At 70.3% G+C, this 16,793-nt stretch carries 18 protein-coding genes and 2 tRNA genes; 5 read left to right on the top strand and 15 right to left on the bottom strand.

The annotated features are described in order from the left end of the window. Positions 1-54 precede the first annotated feature (54 nt). The 4 genes from G4X40_RS17335 to G4X40_RS17320 form a co-directional block, all read right to left on the bottom strand. Positions 55-567, bottom strand: a complete 513-nt coding sequence (locus G4X40_RS17335) for a DUF3145 domain-containing protein (protein WP_277834297.1) — start codon at positions 565-567, stop codon at positions 55-57. 230 nt (positions 568-797) lie between these two features. After that, positions 798-1,613, bottom strand: coding sequence for a serine hydrolase domain-containing protein (locus G4X40_RS17330; RefSeq protein WP_277834295.1), 816 nt, complete (start codon positions 1,611-1,613; stop codon positions 798-800). A 55-nt stretch (positions 1,614-1,668) separates the two neighbouring features. Further along, positions 1,669-1,743, bottom strand: a tRNA-Ile gene (locus G4X40_RS17325). A gap of 106 nt (positions 1,744-1,849) precedes the next feature. Beyond that, a tRNA-Asn gene (locus G4X40_RS17320) sits at positions 1,850-1,925 on the bottom strand. A gap of 188 nt (positions 1,926-2,113) precedes the next feature. Here G4X40_RS17320 and G4X40_RS17315 point away from each other — a divergent pair. Then, positions 2,114-2,356: a hypothetical protein gene (locus G4X40_RS17315; RefSeq protein ID WP_277834293.1), complete on the top strand. Its 243-nt coding sequence runs from the start codon at positions 2,114-2,116 to the stop codon at positions 2,354-2,356. Between the two features lie 7 nt (positions 2,357-2,363). On the opposite strand, the gene dnaG is transcribed toward G4X40_RS17315, so the two are convergent. Genes dnaG through G4X40_RS17300 form a run of 3 tightly spaced genes read right to left on the bottom strand, consistent with a single transcriptional unit; the run spans position 2,364 to position 6,263 of the window. Then, positions 2,364-4,292: a DNA primase gene (gene dnaG, locus G4X40_RS17310; protein ID WP_277834291.1), complete on the bottom strand. Its 1,929-nt coding sequence runs from the start codon at positions 4,290-4,292 to the stop codon at positions 2,364-2,366. A 28-nt stretch (positions 4,293-4,320) separates the two neighbouring features. After that, positions 4,321-5,616, bottom strand: coding sequence for a deoxyguanosinetriphosphate triphosphohydrolase (locus G4X40_RS17305; RefSeq protein WP_277834289.1), 1,296 nt, complete (start codon positions 5,614-5,616; stop codon positions 4,321-4,323). Beyond that, positions 5,613-6,263: a YdcF family protein gene (locus G4X40_RS17300; protein WP_277834287.1), complete on the bottom strand. Its 651-nt coding sequence runs from the start codon at positions 6,261-6,263 to the stop codon at positions 5,613-5,615. The genes G4X40_RS17305 and G4X40_RS17300 overlap by 4 nt, the downstream gene beginning before the upstream one ends. A gap of 139 nt (positions 6,264-6,402) precedes the next feature. Here G4X40_RS17300 and G4X40_RS17295 point away from each other — a divergent pair, with 139 nt between their 5' ends. Further along, positions 6,403-8,172, top strand: coding sequence for a cutinase family protein (locus tag G4X40_RS17295; RefSeq protein ID WP_277834285.1), 1,770 nt, complete (start codon positions 6,403-6,405; stop codon positions 8,170-8,172). Between the two features lie 3 nt (positions 8,173-8,175). On the opposite strand, the gene G4X40_RS17290 is transcribed toward G4X40_RS17295, so the two are convergent. Genes G4X40_RS17290 through G4X40_RS17275 form a run of 4 tightly spaced genes read right to left on the bottom strand, consistent with a single transcriptional unit; the run spans position 8,176 to position 11,703 of the window. Beyond that, positions 8,176-8,781, bottom strand: a complete 606-nt coding sequence (locus tag G4X40_RS17290) for a response regulator transcription factor (protein WP_277834283.1) — start codon at positions 8,779-8,781, stop codon at positions 8,176-8,178. After that, the gene (locus G4X40_RS17285; RefSeq protein WP_277834280.1) at positions 8,778-9,944 is read right to left on the bottom strand and encodes a sensor histidine kinase; all 1,167 of its coding nucleotides are present in this window, start codon (positions 9,942-9,944) and stop codon (positions 8,778-8,780) included. The genes G4X40_RS17290 and G4X40_RS17285 overlap by 4 nt, the downstream gene beginning before the upstream one ends. Before the next feature lie 23 nt (positions 9,945-9,967). Continuing rightward, positions 9,968-10,753: an ABC transporter permease gene (locus G4X40_RS17280; RefSeq protein ID WP_277834279.1), complete on the bottom strand. Its 786-nt coding sequence runs from the start codon at positions 10,751-10,753 to the stop codon at positions 9,968-9,970. Further along, entirely contained in the window at positions 10,750-11,703 is a 954-nt protein-coding gene (locus G4X40_RS17275) for an ABC transporter ATP-binding protein (protein ID WP_277834278.1), read from the bottom strand. Before G4X40_RS17275 ends, G4X40_RS17280 begins: the two co-directional genes overlap by 4 nt. A 130-nt stretch (positions 11,704-11,833) precedes the next feature. Here G4X40_RS17275 and G4X40_RS17270 point away from each other — a divergent pair, with 130 nt between their 5' ends. Next, on the top strand, positions 11,834-12,391 hold the full coding sequence (locus G4X40_RS17270) for a nitroreductase family deazaflavin-dependent oxidoreductase (RefSeq protein WP_277834277.1): 558 nt from the start codon (positions 11,834-11,836) through the stop codon (positions 12,389-12,391). Positions 12,392-12,395: 4 nt separating this feature from the next. Here the strand turns inward: G4X40_RS17270 and G4X40_RS17265 are convergent, their stop codons facing one another. The 3 genes from G4X40_RS17265 to G4X40_RS17255 form a co-directional block, all read right to left on the bottom strand. Further along, a complete protein-coding gene (locus G4X40_RS17265) occupies positions 12,396-12,929 on the bottom strand; it encodes a DinB family protein (protein WP_277834276.1) in 534 nt (177 codons plus the stop codon). Between the two features lie 2 nt (positions 12,930-12,931). Next, positions 12,932-14,326 (bottom strand): glycine--tRNA ligase, encoded by a 1,395-nt coding sequence (locus tag G4X40_RS17260; protein WP_277834274.1) that lies wholly within the window; start codon positions 14,324-14,326, stop codon positions 12,932-12,934. Between the two features lie 199 nt (positions 14,327-14,525). Next, positions 14,526-14,993 carry a hypothetical protein gene (locus G4X40_RS17255; RefSeq protein ID WP_408642240.1) on the bottom strand — a complete coding sequence of 156 codons (468 nt, stop codon included), beginning with the start codon at positions 14,991-14,993 and terminating at the stop codon, positions 14,526-14,528. A 209-nt stretch (positions 14,994-15,202) separates the two neighbouring features. Between G4X40_RS17255 and G4X40_RS17250 the strand changes: the two genes are divergently transcribed. Beyond that, a complete protein-coding gene (locus G4X40_RS17250; RefSeq protein ID WP_277834685.1) occupies positions 15,203-15,562 on the top strand; it encodes an ArsR/SmtB family transcription factor in 360 nt (119 codons plus the stop codon). Next, complete coding sequence (locus G4X40_RS17245; RefSeq protein WP_277834272.1) at positions 15,559-15,972, top strand: Fur family transcriptional regulator; 414 nt, start codon at positions 15,559-15,561, stop codon at positions 15,970-15,972. Before G4X40_RS17250 ends, G4X40_RS17245 begins: the two co-directional genes overlap by 4 nt. Positions 15,973-15,989: 17 nt before the next feature. Here G4X40_RS17245 and G4X40_RS17240 read toward each other — a convergent pair whose 3' ends face one another. Further along, on the bottom strand, positions 15,990-16,715 hold the full coding sequence (locus G4X40_RS17240; RefSeq protein WP_277834271.1) for a TetR/AcrR family transcriptional regulator: 726 nt from the start codon (positions 16,713-16,715) through the stop codon (positions 15,990-15,992). Positions 16,716-16,793 lie beyond the last annotated feature (78 nt).

The raw sequence follows: 16,793 nt of genomic DNA, 5'->3' as shown, positions 1-16,793 counted from the left end.
CGGTACCCGTGCGCGGGTTGCGGGGTCCGGACCCCGCAACCCGCGCACGGGGCGTCAGCCCACGCTGCGCTTGAGCCAGGTGACCTCGGCGCCCTCGCCGCCGCTGCGATAGGGCTCGAGCGCCTCGTCCCAGGCAGTGCCCAGCGCGGTGTCCAGCTCGGTGGCCAGCGCGTCGACGCCGCCGGCCAGCATCGCCCGCAGCCGCATCTCGCCGACCACGACGTCGCCGTTCGCGCTGGTCGAGCCCCGCCACAGGCCCAGTCCCGGCACGTGGCTGAACCGTTCGCCGTCGACGCCGTCGCTGGGGTCCTCGGTGATCTCGAACCGCAGCATCGGCCACTCGCGCAGAGTGCGGGCCAGCCTCGCCGCGGTACCCACCGGGCCGACCCAGCTGGTGGCGGCGCGCAGCATCCCCGCGGCGACCGGCTGCGCGGTCCACTTGAGGTTGGCACGGCAGTCGAGAGTCGAGGCGAGCGCCCACTCGACATGCGGGCACACCGCAGCGGGCGACGAGTGGATGTAGACCACGCCAGTCGTCGCATCGGCAAACTGAGTCAGCGCTCGCACTGTGAACCTCCGGCTTCGACGAGGGACGTCTTCCCCAACGACCTCGTGTCCTGCACGGAATTCACGGCGACGCATGGTATCGGTGTGTATTCCAGTGACCAGTGTGCCCTGTGATGCCCCTGTTGCGCCACTTCAACGGTGATACTGCCGGTAATTCTCAGGAATCTTCTCAGGTCGACGCCGTGCTGTCCTCGCGAACCGCCGCGTCGGCCGCGCGATCGTTCAGCGCGTCATGACGACGTGAATTCGGCGAGCGCCGCGTCGGACAGTGCGGGCCACAGCGGCTTGGCCCAGTCCCCGAACGGCCGGTCGGTCAGCGCCACGCAGGCGACACCGGCCACCGGATCCACCCACAGGAAGGTGCCGGACTGCCCGAAGTGCCCGAACGTGGCCGGCGCGTTCCGCGACCCGGTCCAGTGCGGGGACTTGTGGCGGCGCAACTCGAAGCCCAGCCCCCAGTCGTTGGGGCGCTGCATACCGTAGCCCGGCAGGATCCCGTCGAGCCCCGGATACTGCACAGTCGTCGCCTCGGCCCACAGCGACCGGGAGATCAGGGTCGGGGCCAGCAGTTCGCCGGCGAACCTGTCGAGGTCCCCGACCGTCGAACGCCCGCCGTGCCCGGCCGGCCCGGGCAGCGCGGACGCGGTCATGCCGAGCGGCGCGAACACCGCCTCGGCCACGTACGCGGGGAACGCGATCGCCGTCTCCTGCTCGATGTGCGCGGCGAGCACCTCGAAGCCTGCGCTGGAGTAGATCCGGCGCCGCCCCGGTTCGGACCGCACCCGCTGCTCGTCGAAGGCCAGCCCCGAGGTGTGTGCGAGCAGGTGCCGGACCGTGGCGCCGGGCGGGCCGGCCGGCTGGTCCAGCTCGATCGCGCCCTCCTCGACGGCGACGAGTGCCGCATAGGCGCTGAGCAGCTTGGTGACCGAGGCGAGGTCGAAGACCCGGTCGACGGGACCGGCCGTCCCTGCGGGCCCGGCGGCGGTTCGCACCGCCACCGCGGCGTGGTCGACCGGCCAGGAGTCGATCACTGCAATGCTGTGCACGACGATCACCCTAGAAGATCGGCGACCGGCAGCGCCGGTCGGCACCGCACGTGAGTGGGGCAGGTGGGGCTCGAACCCACGACCTGACGGATTATGAGTCCGCTGCTCTGACCAGCTGAGCTACTGCCCCGTCGACCCGATGATCGCCGCCGGACAGTAACGCACGCCGATTTCGCGGGTCAAACGGCCGAAACCGCCGAAACGGCAAAACCCCGCACCGGAGTGCGGGGCCTTGGTGGCTCCCCCGACTGGACTCGAACCAGTAACCGTCCGATTAACAGTCGGATGCTCTGCCAATTGAGCTACAGGGGATTGCCGTGCTCTGCGTCCGTCTCCGGCCGCTGCGGGAAAACCTTAGCGCATGTGGGTGCCCCTGTGCCAAATCGCCCCCCGCCCCACCGCCACCGGTTGCGACGGCGGGCCCGCGGACCTGGCAGGATGGACGGCGGCAGTCAGTAGTCGTGGGCGGTGGAAACCGTGGGCGAGGAAGCGAGGCGCGGATGTTCCGGGTGTTGATCGCGGCAGGTGCCGGGTACGTGTTGGGCACCAAGGCCGGCCGACGGCGCTACGAGCAGATCTCCCGCGCGACCAAGGCGGTGCTGACCAGCCCCGCCACCAAGACCGTGCTCGACGCGGGGCGCCAGAAGCTGGCCGACTCGCTGAGCACGGAGCCGAAGATGCGCACGCTCAAGCAGATCGACGAGGAGACCGTCGTCTACATCCCGGAGCGCCGCGAGGCCTGACCGCGCGTCAGCCCGCGTAACTGTCGTCGTTCCGATCGCCGGCCGCCTGGACCAGAAGGCTGCGACGGTACTGCTCCAGCGCGACGAGATCGCCGAACAGCGCGTGGTAATTGTCGGGCTCCTCGGCCGGCGACATGCGCTGCAGTTTGGACTTGAGGTCGGCGATCTGGCCGCCCACCCACACTTCTTGCAGGCGCGCGAGGACCGCTCCGATGTAGCGCGGGGCGTCGGCCTGGTCGACCCGCATCGGTTCGACCGCCAACTCGGTGATCAGCGATGACTGCTCCCCCGCCGCCTGCGCCACCGCGTCGACCCACTGGGCGCCACCGAGCCCGGCGGCCGTGCCCCCGGCCTGCTCGATCGCCTCACGCACCGCCGCATAGGCGGGGTGGGTGAAGCTGTCCGTGGGCAGCGAATCGAACACGGTTCCGGCGATCGCCGGGTGCTGCAGCGCCGATTTGAGCGCCTCGCGCTGCGGCCACAACGCCGGGTCGTTCGGGCGCGGACGCGCCGGCAGCGCGCTTGCCTCCTGATCCGGCGCCGTCCGCGCCGTCGCGGCCGCCCCCCGACCGGGCCGCGCCGCACCGCCGCCACCGCCTCCGCCGCGCCGGGCCTCCTCGCGCACCCGGCGCAGGACCGACGCGATGTCGTCCCAGCCGACCCACCCTGCCAATTGGCGCGCGTAGTCGTCCCGCAGCGCGCGATCCTTGATCCGCGCGACGATCGGCACCGTGCGGCGCAGCGCCTCCACCCGCCCCTCAGCGGTGTCCAGGTCGTGTTCCTGCAGCAACGCCTTGATCGCGAACGCGAACATCGGTGTGCGACGGGCGATCAGATCGCGCACGGCGGCGTCGCCGCGGTCCTGACGCAGCTCGCACGGATCCATACCGTCCGGCGCCACCGACACGAACGTCTTCGCGGTGACCTTCTGATCACCGTCGAAAGCCTTGAGCGCCGCGGCCTGACCGGCGGCGTCGCCGTCGAAGGTGTAGATGATCTCGCCGCGGAAATAGCTGTCGTCGATCAGCAGGCGGCGCAGCATGGTCAGGTGCTCATCGCCGAACGCGGTGCCGCATGACGCGACCGCCGTCGGCACGCCCGCGAGATGCATGGCCATCACGTCGGTGTAGCCCTCGACGATCACCGCCTGATGACTCTTCGCGATGTCCCGCTTGGCCAGGTCGAGCCCGAAGAGCACCTGGGACTTCTTGTACAGCAACGTCTCCGGGGTGTTGACGTACTTCGCGCTCATCTGGTCGTCGTCGTAGAGCCGGCGCGCCCCGAAGCCGATCACGTCGCCGGCCAGGTTGCGGATCGGCCAGAGCAGCCGACGGTGGAACCGGTCGATCGGGCCGCGCCGCCCCTCCTTCGACAGACCGGCGGCCTCGAGCTCCGCGAACTCGAAGCCCTTGGCCCGCAGGTGCTTTGTCAGCGTGTCCCACCCGTCGGGCGCGTATCCGCAGCCGAACCGCTGCGCGGCCGCTGCGTCGAAACCGCGCTCGTCGAGATAGTCGCGCGCGGCCTGCGCCGCCGGGGTACGCAATTGCTCTGCGTAGAACTCCTGCGCGGCGGCATTGGCGGCGACCAGCCGCGACCGGGTGCCGCGGTCCCGCTGGACGGTGGTCCCGCCGCCCTCGTAGTTGATGTGGTGGCCGATCTTCTCGGCCAGTTGCTCGACCGCCTCGACGAAGCTGATGTGCTCGATCTTCTGCAGGAACGAGTAGACGTCGCCGCCCTCGCCGCAGCCGAAGCAGTGATAGTGCCCGTGATTGGGGCGCACGTGGAACGACGGGGACTTCTCGTCGTGGAACGGGCACAGGCCCTTGAGGGAATCCGCGCCCGCCCGCCGCAACGCCACGTAGTCGCCGACGACGTCCTCGATGCGGACGCGGTCACGAATCTCCGCGATGTCACGTTCGGGGATTCGTCCTGCCACACGTGCAGTCTACGGACGTGGCGGCCGGCTACCCCCACCCCGCCTGATCGGCGCGGCTGTCCCGGTCCACCCGCTCGAGCCGGGTCTCTGTATAGGAGGCGATCTGGTCGACGACCACCCGCACCCGCGCCGCATCGTCGTTGGCGCGGTGCCAGTCGGCCTCGACCATCGGGTCCAGCCCGCCGGGCGCGCTCGTGAGCAGCCACTGCGCGACCCGGTGGATGCGGTCGCGCTGACGTTCCTGGCGGGCCTGGTGCGCCGGGTCGGACATCACGTGCCGCAGCGCGACCGTCTTGAGCACCGCGACCTCGCCGGCGACGAGCGCCGGCACCACGAGGTCCGCCTCGTAGCGCGAGAGCGGCCGGTCGCCGGCGGCCAGCTTGGTGCCGGTGATCGCGGCCGAGGCGAACCGCCCGACCAGCTCGCTGGTCAGCTGTTTGAGCGCTACCGCACTGCTCAGCGTCCCGTCGTAGACGCCGACCGCGCGCACGACCGGCAACTCGGACAGCCGCTGCGCGGCCTCGACGAGCGTCGCCGAGTCGAGCCCGGTGAACTCCGAGTACCCGAGCTCGGCCAGCGCCCGCTGCTCGGCGGGATCGGCCAGTGCGCGCAGGTCGATCCGTCCCGCGATGACGCCGTCCTCCACGTCGTGCACCGAGTACGCGACGTCGTCCGCCCAGTCCATCACCTGCGACTCGAGGCACTGCCGTCGCTCGGGGGCGCCGTCGCGGATCCACTCCAGCAGGACCGCGTCGTCGTCGTAGGCGCCGAACTTGGCGCCCGGCTCGGGCCGCACCCACGGGTACTTGATCGCGGCGTCGAGAGACGCGCGCGTCAGGTTCAACCCGACGCTCCGGCCGGCGCTGGCCAGCACCTTCGGTTCCAGACGGGTCAGGATGCGCAGATTCTGGGCGTTGCCCTCGAACCCGCCGCACGGCGCCGCGACCTCGTCGAGTGCGCGTTCGCCGTTGTGCCCGTACGGCGGATGGCCGATGTCGTGGGCCAGGCCCGCGAGGTCCACCAGGTCGGGGTCGCAGCCGAGGCCCTCGGCGATTCCCCGGCCGATCTGGGCGACCTCGATCGAGTGGGTGAGCCGGGTGCGCGGGGTGTCGCCGTCGCGCGGCCCGACCACCTGGGTCTTGTCGGCGAGCCGGCGCAGCGCGGCGCTGTGCAGCACGCGGGCGCGGTCGCGGGCGAACGGGCTGCGGTGTTCGCTGCTGGTGCCGGGCAGCGCCCCGGACTTCGGCGCCTCGACGACCATCCGCTCGGTGGCGTGGTCGGTGTAGACAGCCTTGCTGGTGGAGATGGCGCCGCTGGAAGTCACTGATCTCCCTTGTATTTGAAGTCGGCCGAGAAGTGCGTCAGTTGGTACCACAGCAACGCGCCCGTCTCCCTGATGATTCCGTGCAGCTGCGACTCGCGCGTGTACACCGCCGGACCGGTGCGGGTCGGCGCGGTCCACGCCTGCAAACCGGCGTCGCGCGCCATCGTCCGCGCGCGCAGCGAGTGCCACGGGTCCGAGGAGATCACCGTCGAGTCCAGGCCGCGCGCGTGCAGCGCCGCAGCCACCGCCTCGATGCTCTGCAGCGTGTCCGAGCCGACGGGCACCGGCAGGATCCGGTCCGCCGGGACCCCGCGGGTGACCAGGTAGTCCCGGCCCGCCTCGGCCTCGGTGTACTCGTCGCCGACCTGTTTGCCGCCGACGGTGACCACCAGCGGCGCCACCCCCATCCGGTACAGCTCGGCGCCCTGGTCCAACCGCGCCTGGAACACGCTCGAGGGGGTGCCGTCGTATTGGGCCGCGCCGAGCACCAGGATCGAGTCCGCGTGCGAGTAGTCGTCGATCCGGGCCACCTGCCAGACCCGCAGGGCGGTGCCGCCGACGAGGACCAGCCCGATGAGCACCACCCCGACCAGCGTGCGGCGCACCCACCTGGCCACCGTGGCGCCGAAACCCAGTCCCGTACTCACCCGCGCCAGTCTGCCAGGGCGACGGTAACGAAACCGTCTCGGTGGACGACGTTCCCGGTGATGTGCAAGATCCTCTGCCGCCCCTGGGTGGCCGAGGTGTGGCGAACCCGCCACGACGAACTTCGACTGGGAGCCGGCCGTGGCAATTCGGGGATACCGGACCGTACGTGACTTCTTCGCGCACCATCGGCTCGCGTCGGGGCTGATCGCGCCGGGCGCCCTCGGCATCGCCGCGCTGATCACGGTCCCGCTGGCGCTGTCGGGGGGCTCGCACTCGGCGAACACCGAACTCACCGCGTCGGTCACCGAATGCCACGACATGGTGACGCTGTCGGTGGCCGGCCGCGGCGACACGCCCGTCGCCGGCACCACGAAGATGCTCGTCGACGCCAACGGCAAGGCGCTGCCCGCGGCACTGTCGGACAACTACAGCAGCCACTGGGTCGACCCCGTCGTCAACGCCCCCGCCGCGGTGGCCAAGCCCGGCTCGTACGCCGCGCTCTACATCGCCTACCCGGCGGACATGGACAGTTACGAGAACGCCGTCGACACCGGCGTGGCGAACACCGAGTCGGTGATGCGGCAGATCCAGGCGGCGTGCCCGAACACCAAGTTCTCGGTCGTCGGCTACAGCGAGGGCGCCGACGTCGCGCGGCGCGTCGCGATGGACGTCGGCCACCAGCAGGCCCCCGCCGACGGCCACTACGCCATCGTCGACCCGGCCCACGTGCTCGGGGTGGTGATCCTCGCCGACAACGGCCGCACCACCGGCCAGGGTCCGTTCCCCGGCGCGAAGAGCCCGTTCTCCAACCCCGACGGATTCGACAAGACCTACCAGACCGGTACCACCGCAGCCTCCGGACAGGGCGCGATGACCGACACCGGCGGCGACGACTTCGGCGCCCTCAACGGCCGGATCGCGTCATTCTGTTCCGACGGCGACCTCACCTGCGCTGCGCCGCAGAACATCTCGCTGCTGCAACTCGCGGCCAACGTCGGCCGGCAGCTGAACGTCGACGCGCTTCAGAAGGGCGGGCTGACCCCCGCGACCGGTCAGGACGTCGCGGTCACGCTGGCGCACATCGCGATCAACGCGTTCTCCTACATCCAGTCGCAGCCGAACTGGATGCAGAGCAACCAGACGTTCCTCGACGTGCTGCTGAAGGTGTCCGATCCGTCGTACAAGCCGGAGGAGGCGACGGCCGGGCAGACCGCCACCGACGCTTCCGGGTCGACGCCGTCGAAGCCCGGGCAGGTCCCCGCCGCGGGCAAGGCCGACGCGATCACCAGCGACCAGATGGCGCCTCTCGCCTACCTGCCGCGCAAGTTCCTCAACGAGATCGTCGGTCTGATCGTGACCAATCAGAACACGATCCCGGTCGTCATGAACGACCCGTACCAGCTCACGCTCGGCCCCGGCACCGGACACCACTTCGACTACTGGCACGACGCCAACCCCACCGACGGCAAGCCGCTCACGTCGGCCGAGTACGCCGCGGCGTGGCTGACCTATCTGGCGCAGCAGGCGCAGGCGGGCAAGCCCGTCGACCCGGCCGCGAAGCCCGACGCCAAGAGCATCGAGTCCGCACTCAACGCCGCGCAGAGCGCCGCCGCCGGCGCCACCGCGGCAGCACCGACGACCAACCCGCTCGCGCCCGCGCCGGCCACCCCGACCGAGGCCGCCGCCGACTCCGCCGAACAGAACGCGGCCGTCGCGGCGACGCCGACCACCACCCCTGCCATCCCGGCAGAGGCCACCCCGACCGAGGCCCCCCCGACGGAGGACGCGGAAGCTGCCGGCACCGAGTCGGCCACCACTCCCGATACCTCTGATCCGGCCGCCGCAGCGACCACCGCCGCAGCGCCCACCACCACCGCCGCGCCGACGGCCACATCCGCGGCGAACTGACCGCTACAGCCAGCCGTTCTCCTCGGCCAACCGGACGGCCTCGGCACGGGTGCGCGCGCTGGTCTTGCCGATCGCCGCGGACAGGTGATTGCGGACCGTTCCCTCCGACAGGTGCAGGTGCCGTGCCAGATCCGCGACGGTGCCACCGCTGCGTGCGGCCCGCAGCACGTCGGTCTCGCGACCGGTCAGCGGGGAGGCGCCGACGCTGAGCGTCGCCGCCGCGAGCGTCGGGTCGACCACCCGCAGGCCGGCGTGCACCCGGCGGACCGCCTCGGCCAGTTCCCGGGCGGGCGTGTCCTTGACGATGAACCCACCTGCCCCGGCCTCCATCGCCCGGCGCAGGTAGCCGGCCCGGCCGAACGTGGTCACCATCAGCACCCGACACTGCGGCACCGCGTCGCGCAGCGCCGCTGCGGCGGCCAGCCCGCCCATGCCCGGCATCTCCACGTCCAACAGTGCGACGTCGGGGCAGTACTCACGGGCCGCCTCGACCGCGTCCTCGCCCGTACCCGCCTCGGCAACCACCTGCAGGTCCGGCTCGAGGTCCAGCAGTGCGGCCAGGGCGCCGCGCACCAAGGCCTGGTCGTCCGCCAGCAACAGCCGGATCATCCGGCCACCTGCACCCGCAGGCTCACTCCGCCCAGGTCCGACCGCGACAGCACCAGTACCCCGCCGGCCGCATCGACCCTGTCCTGCAAGCCCTTCAAACCCGTCCCCTCGGTCGTCGCACGGGCACCCGTCCACGCGGCCGTCGACATGCCTCCACCATCATCGGCCACCTCGAGCACCTCGGCGCTCAAACGCACCCGGCACCGGCCGGCGCCGCTGTGCCGCACCACATTGGTGATGCCTTCACGAAGCGCCCACGCGAACAGGTCGCGGCGCCGCTCCGGAACGTCGTCGATCGAGTTCGGCAGTTGCGCGGCGATCCCGGCCGCCTCCAGCGCCGACCGAGCCCCGGCGAGCTCCCCGGTCAACGTGACGTTGCGGAGCCCGACGACGGTCCGGCGCACGTCGGCGAGGGACTGCCGCGCCAGCGCTTCGACGTCGGCGATCTCCCGGCGCGCACGGTCGCCGCCGATGGAGTCGGCACCGGCGGATCCGTCGGAACGGACCGAGTCGAGCAGCCGTCCCGCCAACTCGGCCTTGATGGTGATCACCGAGAGCGAGTGGCCGAGGATGTCGTGGATGTCTCGGCCGAGGCGTTCCCGTTCGGCGACGACGGCCAACGCGGAGAGCTGTTCGCGCACCTGCGCCAGTTCGAGGTTACGCAGGATCAGCATCGACACGCCCCACCCGGCAAAGGCGGACAGCAGCAGCTGGACCACGAAGAACCCGCCTGATTCCCAGCCGTCCATGAACGCCGACGCGAGCAGAATCGCCGCGACCAGCCCGGCCGCCACCGACCAGCCCGAGCGGTTCGGCAGCGTCATCGTCGCGAGCGTGGCGATGTAGATGGTGCCGGTCAACGCGGTCTGGCCCGCGAGCGGAACCAGCGCGACGACGAGGGCCCCCATCGCCACGAGCGAGAGCCACACCCACCACGGTGGCTCGAGGTTCAGCGCACGGCGGTACCGGGTCACCCGGGCGAAGGTCGCCGCGAACACGACGGCGAACGCGACGATCGCCGCTACGCCGACGGCCTTCGCCCACAGGGCCGGCCGGTCCAGCACCGCGCAGACCGGGTACCACAGGTACACCAGCCAGATCGCGGAGAACAGCCAGCCGTAGTTGATCGGCCTCCGCACACCCGCCGGCTCACCTGCCTTCACCGCGCCCACGCTATCCCCCGGGTTCAGACCCGCTGGGTGTCGCGCCGGAAGGCGACGGCCGCACCCACCACGAACACTGCCGCCCACACCACGATGTTGACCACGGCGAGGGCGATGCCGCCGGCGCTGTCCCCGGTCAGTGCGGCGTGCGCGAGCCTTGCCAGCCCGTAGGTCGGTACGAACTTCGCGATCGTCCCGAAGACCCCACCGTCGAGGGGGACGAACAGTCCACCGGCGAAGGCGAGCACAGCCAGTCCCGGTCCGAGGAACTGCATCACGTTCTCCGAGGGCAGCAGGTAGCCCACGAACAATCCGAACGCGGCGAAGACGGCCGACCCCGACCACGCGACCAACGGGGCGACCATCCACACCCGCGGGTCCGCCTCGGCGCCGCTGAGCGCGCCGAGCATGAAGACGATTGCCACGGAGGCGAGACCGAGGCTCATCGCGACCAGTACCTTGATGCCGACGTACGCGACCGGACGCAGCGGGGTCAGCCGCAGCTGCCGGCTCCAGCCCTGGGCGCGCTCGACCGCGACCATCGCGCCGCCGCTGGTGGTGGCGATCATCGCACCGTAGACGGCCATCGAGATCATCACGAACGCGCTCACGTTGCCGTGCCAGCCGTCCGGGTACTGGGTCTTGTAGTTCCCGGACAGTCCGAAGATCAGGTAGAAGATCGGCGGCATCGCCAGCGTGAAGACGACGGTGCGCCGATTGCGCAGCAGCCGGCGCAGTTCCAGGCCGAGGAAGCGCGCGCTGAACCCGCCCAGCGGCGGGACGCGGCGATCGACAGTGGTGGCGGTCATGACAGGCTCCCTTCGGTCGCCTGTGCGTGAGCTGCGGGCCCACGCACGCGGTCGTCTGCGGTCAGTGCGAGGAAGGCATCCTCGAGCCCCCGCGCGGTGATCTCCAGGTCGCGAGCGTCGGTGACGGTCAGCAGATGCCGTGCGACCGCATCGGAGTCGTTGGTGTGCAACAACACCCGATCACCACGCCGCTCGACCCGTTCCACCCCAGGCAATCCCAGCAGACCGGCCGGGTCGACGCCGGGCAGCGTGGCGGCGACGACCCGTCCCGAGGCGAGGTTCTTGATCTCGGCGGCGCTCCCGTCGGCGACCACTCGGCCCTTGCGCACCAATACGATCCGATCGGCGTAAGCGTCGGCCTCGTCGAGGTAGTGGGTGGCGAACAGCACGGTGCGCCCCCGCATCGAGTCCTGGCGCATAGCCGCCCAGAACTCGCGCCGGCCCTCGACGTCCATGCCGCTGGTCGGCTCGTCGAGCACCATCAGGTCGGGGTCGGGCAGCAGTGCCATCGCGAACCGCAGCCGTTGCTGTTGCCCGCCGGAGCACTTGTGCACCAGCCGCCCGGCGATCTCGGTGATGCCGGCGCGGTCGAGCACCTCGTCGACCGGCCTGGTGCTCGTATACAGCGACGCGATCATCTCGACTGTCTCGCGGACGGTGACGTCGCGCAGCAGACCGCCGGACTGCATCACGGCGGCGACCCGTCCCGACGCTACCGCCTCGCCGGGGTCGAACCCGAACACGCGAGCGGTGCCGTGATCGGGCCGGGCGAGCCCGAGCAGAAGGTCGATCGTCGTCGACTTGCCGGCCCCGTTCGGGCCGAGGAACGCGACGATCTCCCCCGGCTGCACCGTCAACGACAATCCGTCCACGGCCCGGACGCGGCCTTCCCCTTTGACCGCGAAGCTCTTTCGCAGATCGCGCAGTTCCAGCGCGGGTGTTGTGATCATGTCCACGAGCCTGCCGCCGGACGCCCCGCGGCACCCCGGATGTCGATCACGACCTTTCCATGACAAATGTCATGAGTGCCGCCGTCGTGCGAGGATTGTCCGACCCGCACCGGAAGGACTCCTCACCGCGATGACCGCGCCCGTGATCGGCCCACGCCCCCGTAGTCCGCTCGCGGCGTTGGGCAGGTGGGTCGGATCCCGCGAGCTGACAATGCGCCTGCGTCCGCTGATCCTGTTTCTCGAATCGCACCTGCGGGCGTGGACGAACAACCGGGTCAGCCTGGTCGGCATCGCCGGGCTGCCGTCCTTGCAGATCACCGTGCCGGGGCGCAAGACCGGACTGCCCCGCACGACCGCGCTGCTGTGCGTACCGTTCGGGCGCGGCTATGTCGTCGCCGGCTCGAACTGGGGGCTGCCCAAGCACCCCCTTTGGTCGGCGAACCTACGCGCGGTCGACACCGCCCGGGTGAAGGTCGGCGCGGCCGAGTCCGAGATGCGTGTGCGGATGGTCGAGGGCGACGAACGCGCCGCACTGTGGCAGGGCCTGGTGCACTATTGGCCGGGGTACGCGATGGAGCAACGCCTCGCGTGCGGACGCGAGTTCCGCGTGTTCCTGCTCGAACCCGCGGCCGATGCGGCTGCGCAGTCCCATGCCGCGCCCGAGTCGCACACCCGACGCAGCGCCTGACCGCTCAGCCCCGCACGTCCCACAGGTGGTGCACCGGCTCGTGCACCAGGTAGCGGGCCAGCGAGTCGACCGTGAACTCCATCCCGTCGCCGCGCCGACCGGTACGCGCACGGTCGCCCACGGGAACCGCCGCGAACGCATCCGCAACCCGGTTCGCCTGCGCGACAAGGGCGGTCGCGACCTGGCCCGGGTCCTGCTCCGCATAGGCCTGCTGCACCGCCGCGTCGTCGCCCGACCACTCGGAGAACCGCGGACCGTCCTCGGTCAGCATCGACGCCAGCCGGTCGGCGAACACCGCGCACACGTCCCGCACGTGCGCGGCGTACTCGACCGGCGACCAGGTGTGCGGGTCGGGCCGGCGCGCCGCGTCCGGACGGGCGAGCACGGCACCGAATCCCGCGGCGGCCGTGCGGATCGATTCCGGGATCCGCACGTACTCGACGGTCGACGCGTCGAGCCCGCAGTCCGGGCAGCGCCGGCCGATCACCCAGGTCCAGTCCTTGGTGTCCGGGGTGATCGCCGCCCCTGCCTCGCCCATGGCTACGCCCCGAGGAGACGCTCGGCCAGGTAGCCCTCGACCTTGTCCAGCGCGATGCGCTCCTGGCTCATGGTGTCGCGCTCGCGGATCGTCACCGCCTGGTCCTCGAGCGTGTCGAAGTCGACGGTGATGCAGAACGGGGTACCGACCTCGTCCTGGCGACGGTAGCGGCGGCCGATGGCGCCGGCGTCGTCGAAGTCGACGTTCCAATTGCGGCGCAACGTCGCGGCCAGGTCCTTCGCCTTCGGGCTCAGATCGGCATTGCGCGAGAGCGGCAGCACCGCGGCCTTGACCGGGGCCAGCCGGCGGTCGAGCCGCAGCACCGTGCGCTTGTCGACCCCGCCCTTGGCGTTGGGGGCCTCGTCCTCGCAGTAGGCGTCGACCAGGAACGCCATCATCGAGCGGCCCAGTCCGGCGGCCGGCTCGATCACGTACGGGGTGTAGCGCTCGCCCGAGGCCTGGTCGAAGTAGTTCAGATCGGTGCCGGAGTGCTCCGAGTGGGTCTTGAGGTCGAAGTCGGTGCGGTTGGCCACGCCCTCGAGCTCACCCCAGTCGCTGCCCTGGAACCCGAAGCGGTACTCGATGTCGACGGTCCGCTTGGAGTAGTGGGAGAGCTTCTCCTTCGGGTGCTCGAACAGGCGCAGGTTCTCCGGCTTGATGCCGAGGTCGGTGTACCAGGACATGCGGTGGTCGATCCAGTACTGGTGCCACTGCTCGTCCTCGCCGGGCTTGACGAAGAACTCCATCTCCATCTGCTCGAACTCACGGGTGCGGAAGATGAAGTTGCCGGGGGTGATCTCGTTGCGGAAGCTCTTGCCGATCTGGCCGATGCCGAACGGCGGCTTGCGGCGCGAGGTGGTCAGCACGTTCGCGAAGTTGACGAAGATGCCCTGCGCGGTCTCGGGCCGCAGGTAGTGCAGCCCTTCCTCGGACTCGACCGGGCCGAGGTGCGTCTTGAGCATCATGTTGAAGTCGCGCGGCTCGGTCCACTGGCCGACGGTGCCGCAGTCCGGGCAGGCGAGAACGTCCATCGCGACGTCATCGGGGTTGTCGAGGCCCTTCTTCTCCGCGTAGGCCTCCTGCAGGTGGTCCTGGCGGTGCCGCTTGTGGCAGTTCAGGCACTCGACGAGCGGGTCGTTGAAGACGCCGACGTGGCCGGACGCCACCCATACCTCGCGAGGCAGGATCACCGAGGAGTCCAGGCCCACCACGTCGTCGCGGCTGGTGACCATGTTGCGCCACCACTGCCGCTTGATGTTCTCCTTGAGCTCGACGCCGAGCGGGCCGTAGTCCCACGCCGACTTGGTGCCGCCGTAGATCTCGCCGCACGGGAACACCAGGCCGCGGCGCTTGGCCAGGTTGACGACGGTGTCGATGCGGTTGGTCTTACCTGCCACGGAACGCTGCTCCCGGTCGTGAGTGGTGCTCGGAATTGAGGACGGGCGCGGCGGCCACCGCGCAGCCGGCACCGAGGTGCCGCGCGGGGGCCGTGAACCCGAGTCCCACCTTATCCGGATCGGGCATCGGGTTCACCCGCCGCCTCACGGCCCGCGAACACTCCCGACGGACGCCGCAGCGCAAGGCCGCCGGCCGCCGTCAACTCTTCGCGGGTGAGCGGCTCCGCACCCAGCTCGGGTCGTAGGCATGGGCCAGGCGCGCGAGGGTCAGTGCGGCGAGCAACAGCCCGAAGTCGCGCAGGGCGATGTCGTAGAAGCCGGGATATGACAGCAGGTTGATGACGATGCCCGCGAGCCAGGCGGCGACCACGAAGGCTGCATAGCGCGGCTTGATCGCGACGGCGATGCCGGCGACGATCTCGATGGCCCCCACCACCAGCATGGTCTGGTGGGTGGTCAGCGGGCTCAGGTCCGCGACCCACGGGGCGAGGTAGTGGTCCCAGTCGGTGAGGACCCCGAAGAACTTGTCGATGCCGAACCACAACGGCAGCACGGTGAACCCGATCCGCAGCAGCCAGAACGCCGCATAGCCGGGGTCCGTGCGCACCCGCTCCATCGTCTCCGACAGGTGGTGGTCGTGCATCGGCGCATGCGCAACGATGGCCATGATCCAACCTCCAATTTCTATCGATGACTTACTTCGCTTTTACAATGCGCGCACCAGGCTCTTGAGTCAATAAAGATTGCCTATAGAAACGTGTGGCGACACCTTGACATGCGCAGAAGTGCATATGAAAATGATTGTGAATTTCTTTCCGGCGCCGTACCCCGGCGACCGGGCCGTCGATTCCTCGCAGGAGCCACCTCGTGACGATCATCTCGCATCCGGCGGAGGACGCCCCCGACTGCGCGGGGAGCGCCGCCCCCGCAGAGCTGCCGACCAAGCAGGTCATGGAGGGCGCCGGCGAGATCCTGCGCGCCCTGGCCGCCCCGGTCCGGATCGCGATCGTGCTGCAACTGCAGGAGGGTCCGCGCTGCGTGCACGAGTTGGTCGAGGCGCTCGACGCCACCCAGCCGCTGATCAGCCAGCACCTGCGGGTGCTCAAGTCGGCGGGGGTCGTGCGCGGCGACCGCGCCGGACGCGAGGTGCTCTACCAGCTGATCGACGACCACCTCGCCCACATCGTGCTCGACGCGGTCGCCCACGCGGAGGAGCAGTCGGGGGCCGACCGATGAGCGCGCCCAAGCCGGTCGGCATCCGGTCGACGAAGCAGCGCAGCGCGATCTCGTCGCTGCTCGACGAGATCACCGAGTTCCGGTCGGCGCAGGATCTGCACGACGAGTTGCGCCGGCGCGGTCAGGGCATCGGCCTGACCACCGTCTATCGGACACTGCAATCACTGGCCGACGCCGGCGCGGTCGACGTGCTGCGCACCGACAGCGGCGAGGCCGTCTACCGGCGCTGCTCGACCGGACACCACCACCACCTGGTCTGCCGCGAGTGCGGACACACCGTCGAGGTCGAGGGCCCGGCCGTGGAGAAATGGGCCCAGTCGATCGCCGACGAGCACGGCTTCGCCGACATCAGCCACACCGTCGAGGTGTTCGGCACCTGCCGCGACTGCACCGACCGCGACACCGCCTGAGCCCCATCGGGACCTACCTACGAGGTCCCGATCAGCGACTCCAGCGCGTCCATGACCCGGGCCAGACCGAACGACCAGGCCGCCTCCGCGCTGTAGACGCCGTTCATCGCCGCTCCCGCGGCCGCACCGACGCGCTGGGCGAGCGGGAAGTCGTCACCGAGGTACCGGGCCAATCGCTGCTGCCACGAGTGCCAGACCAGCGTCATGTCGGCGGCGCGCGGGTCGGGCCGCCGTGCCTGCGCCGAGGCTCGGACGAAGTCCGTGACAAAGGTGAGCGCGGCATCCGTCTCGAGGTCGCCCAGACCTGTGTCGTCGAACGCATGTAGCCCGTGGTCGTACTGCGCGATCGTCCCGGGCCCCATCGCGACGCGCTGATCGGTGACGTCCAGCAGCCACCAGTGCCCGGTATACAGGCCCAGTTCCGACTCGGCGAGCTCCTGCACCCGCACCCGCCACTCTCCGGCGACGAATCCACCTGCACACCAACCACTCCGGACAGAATCCGCCATCAGTACGAGCAGATCGTCACGTGAGCCGATGTGCGTGTAGACCGACATCGCGGAGATCCCGAGATCGTCGGACAGGCGCCGCACGGTCGTCGCCTCCAGCCCCTCGGCGTCTGCGATCTCGACGGCCGCATCGACGACCTGCGATGTGGTGACCTTGGCGCGCGGCCCGCGCGAGCCGCGCACGGACACATCCGGATGGTCGCGCCACAGCAGGTCGATGAGTTCCCGGGCCACCTGCGCCTCCACTCTCGCGGAATGCCGTCATTGCGGAATACCTTATACGACGTATAACATTGTACGTCGTACACTGTT

This window comes from Speluncibacter jeojiensis, from assembly GCF_029589495.1.
Lineage (GTDB): Bacteria > Actinomycetota > Actinomycetes > Mycobacteriales > Mycobacteriaceae > Speluncibacter > Speluncibacter jeojiensis.
This window is presented reverse-complemented; position numbering and strand designations above follow the sequence as displayed.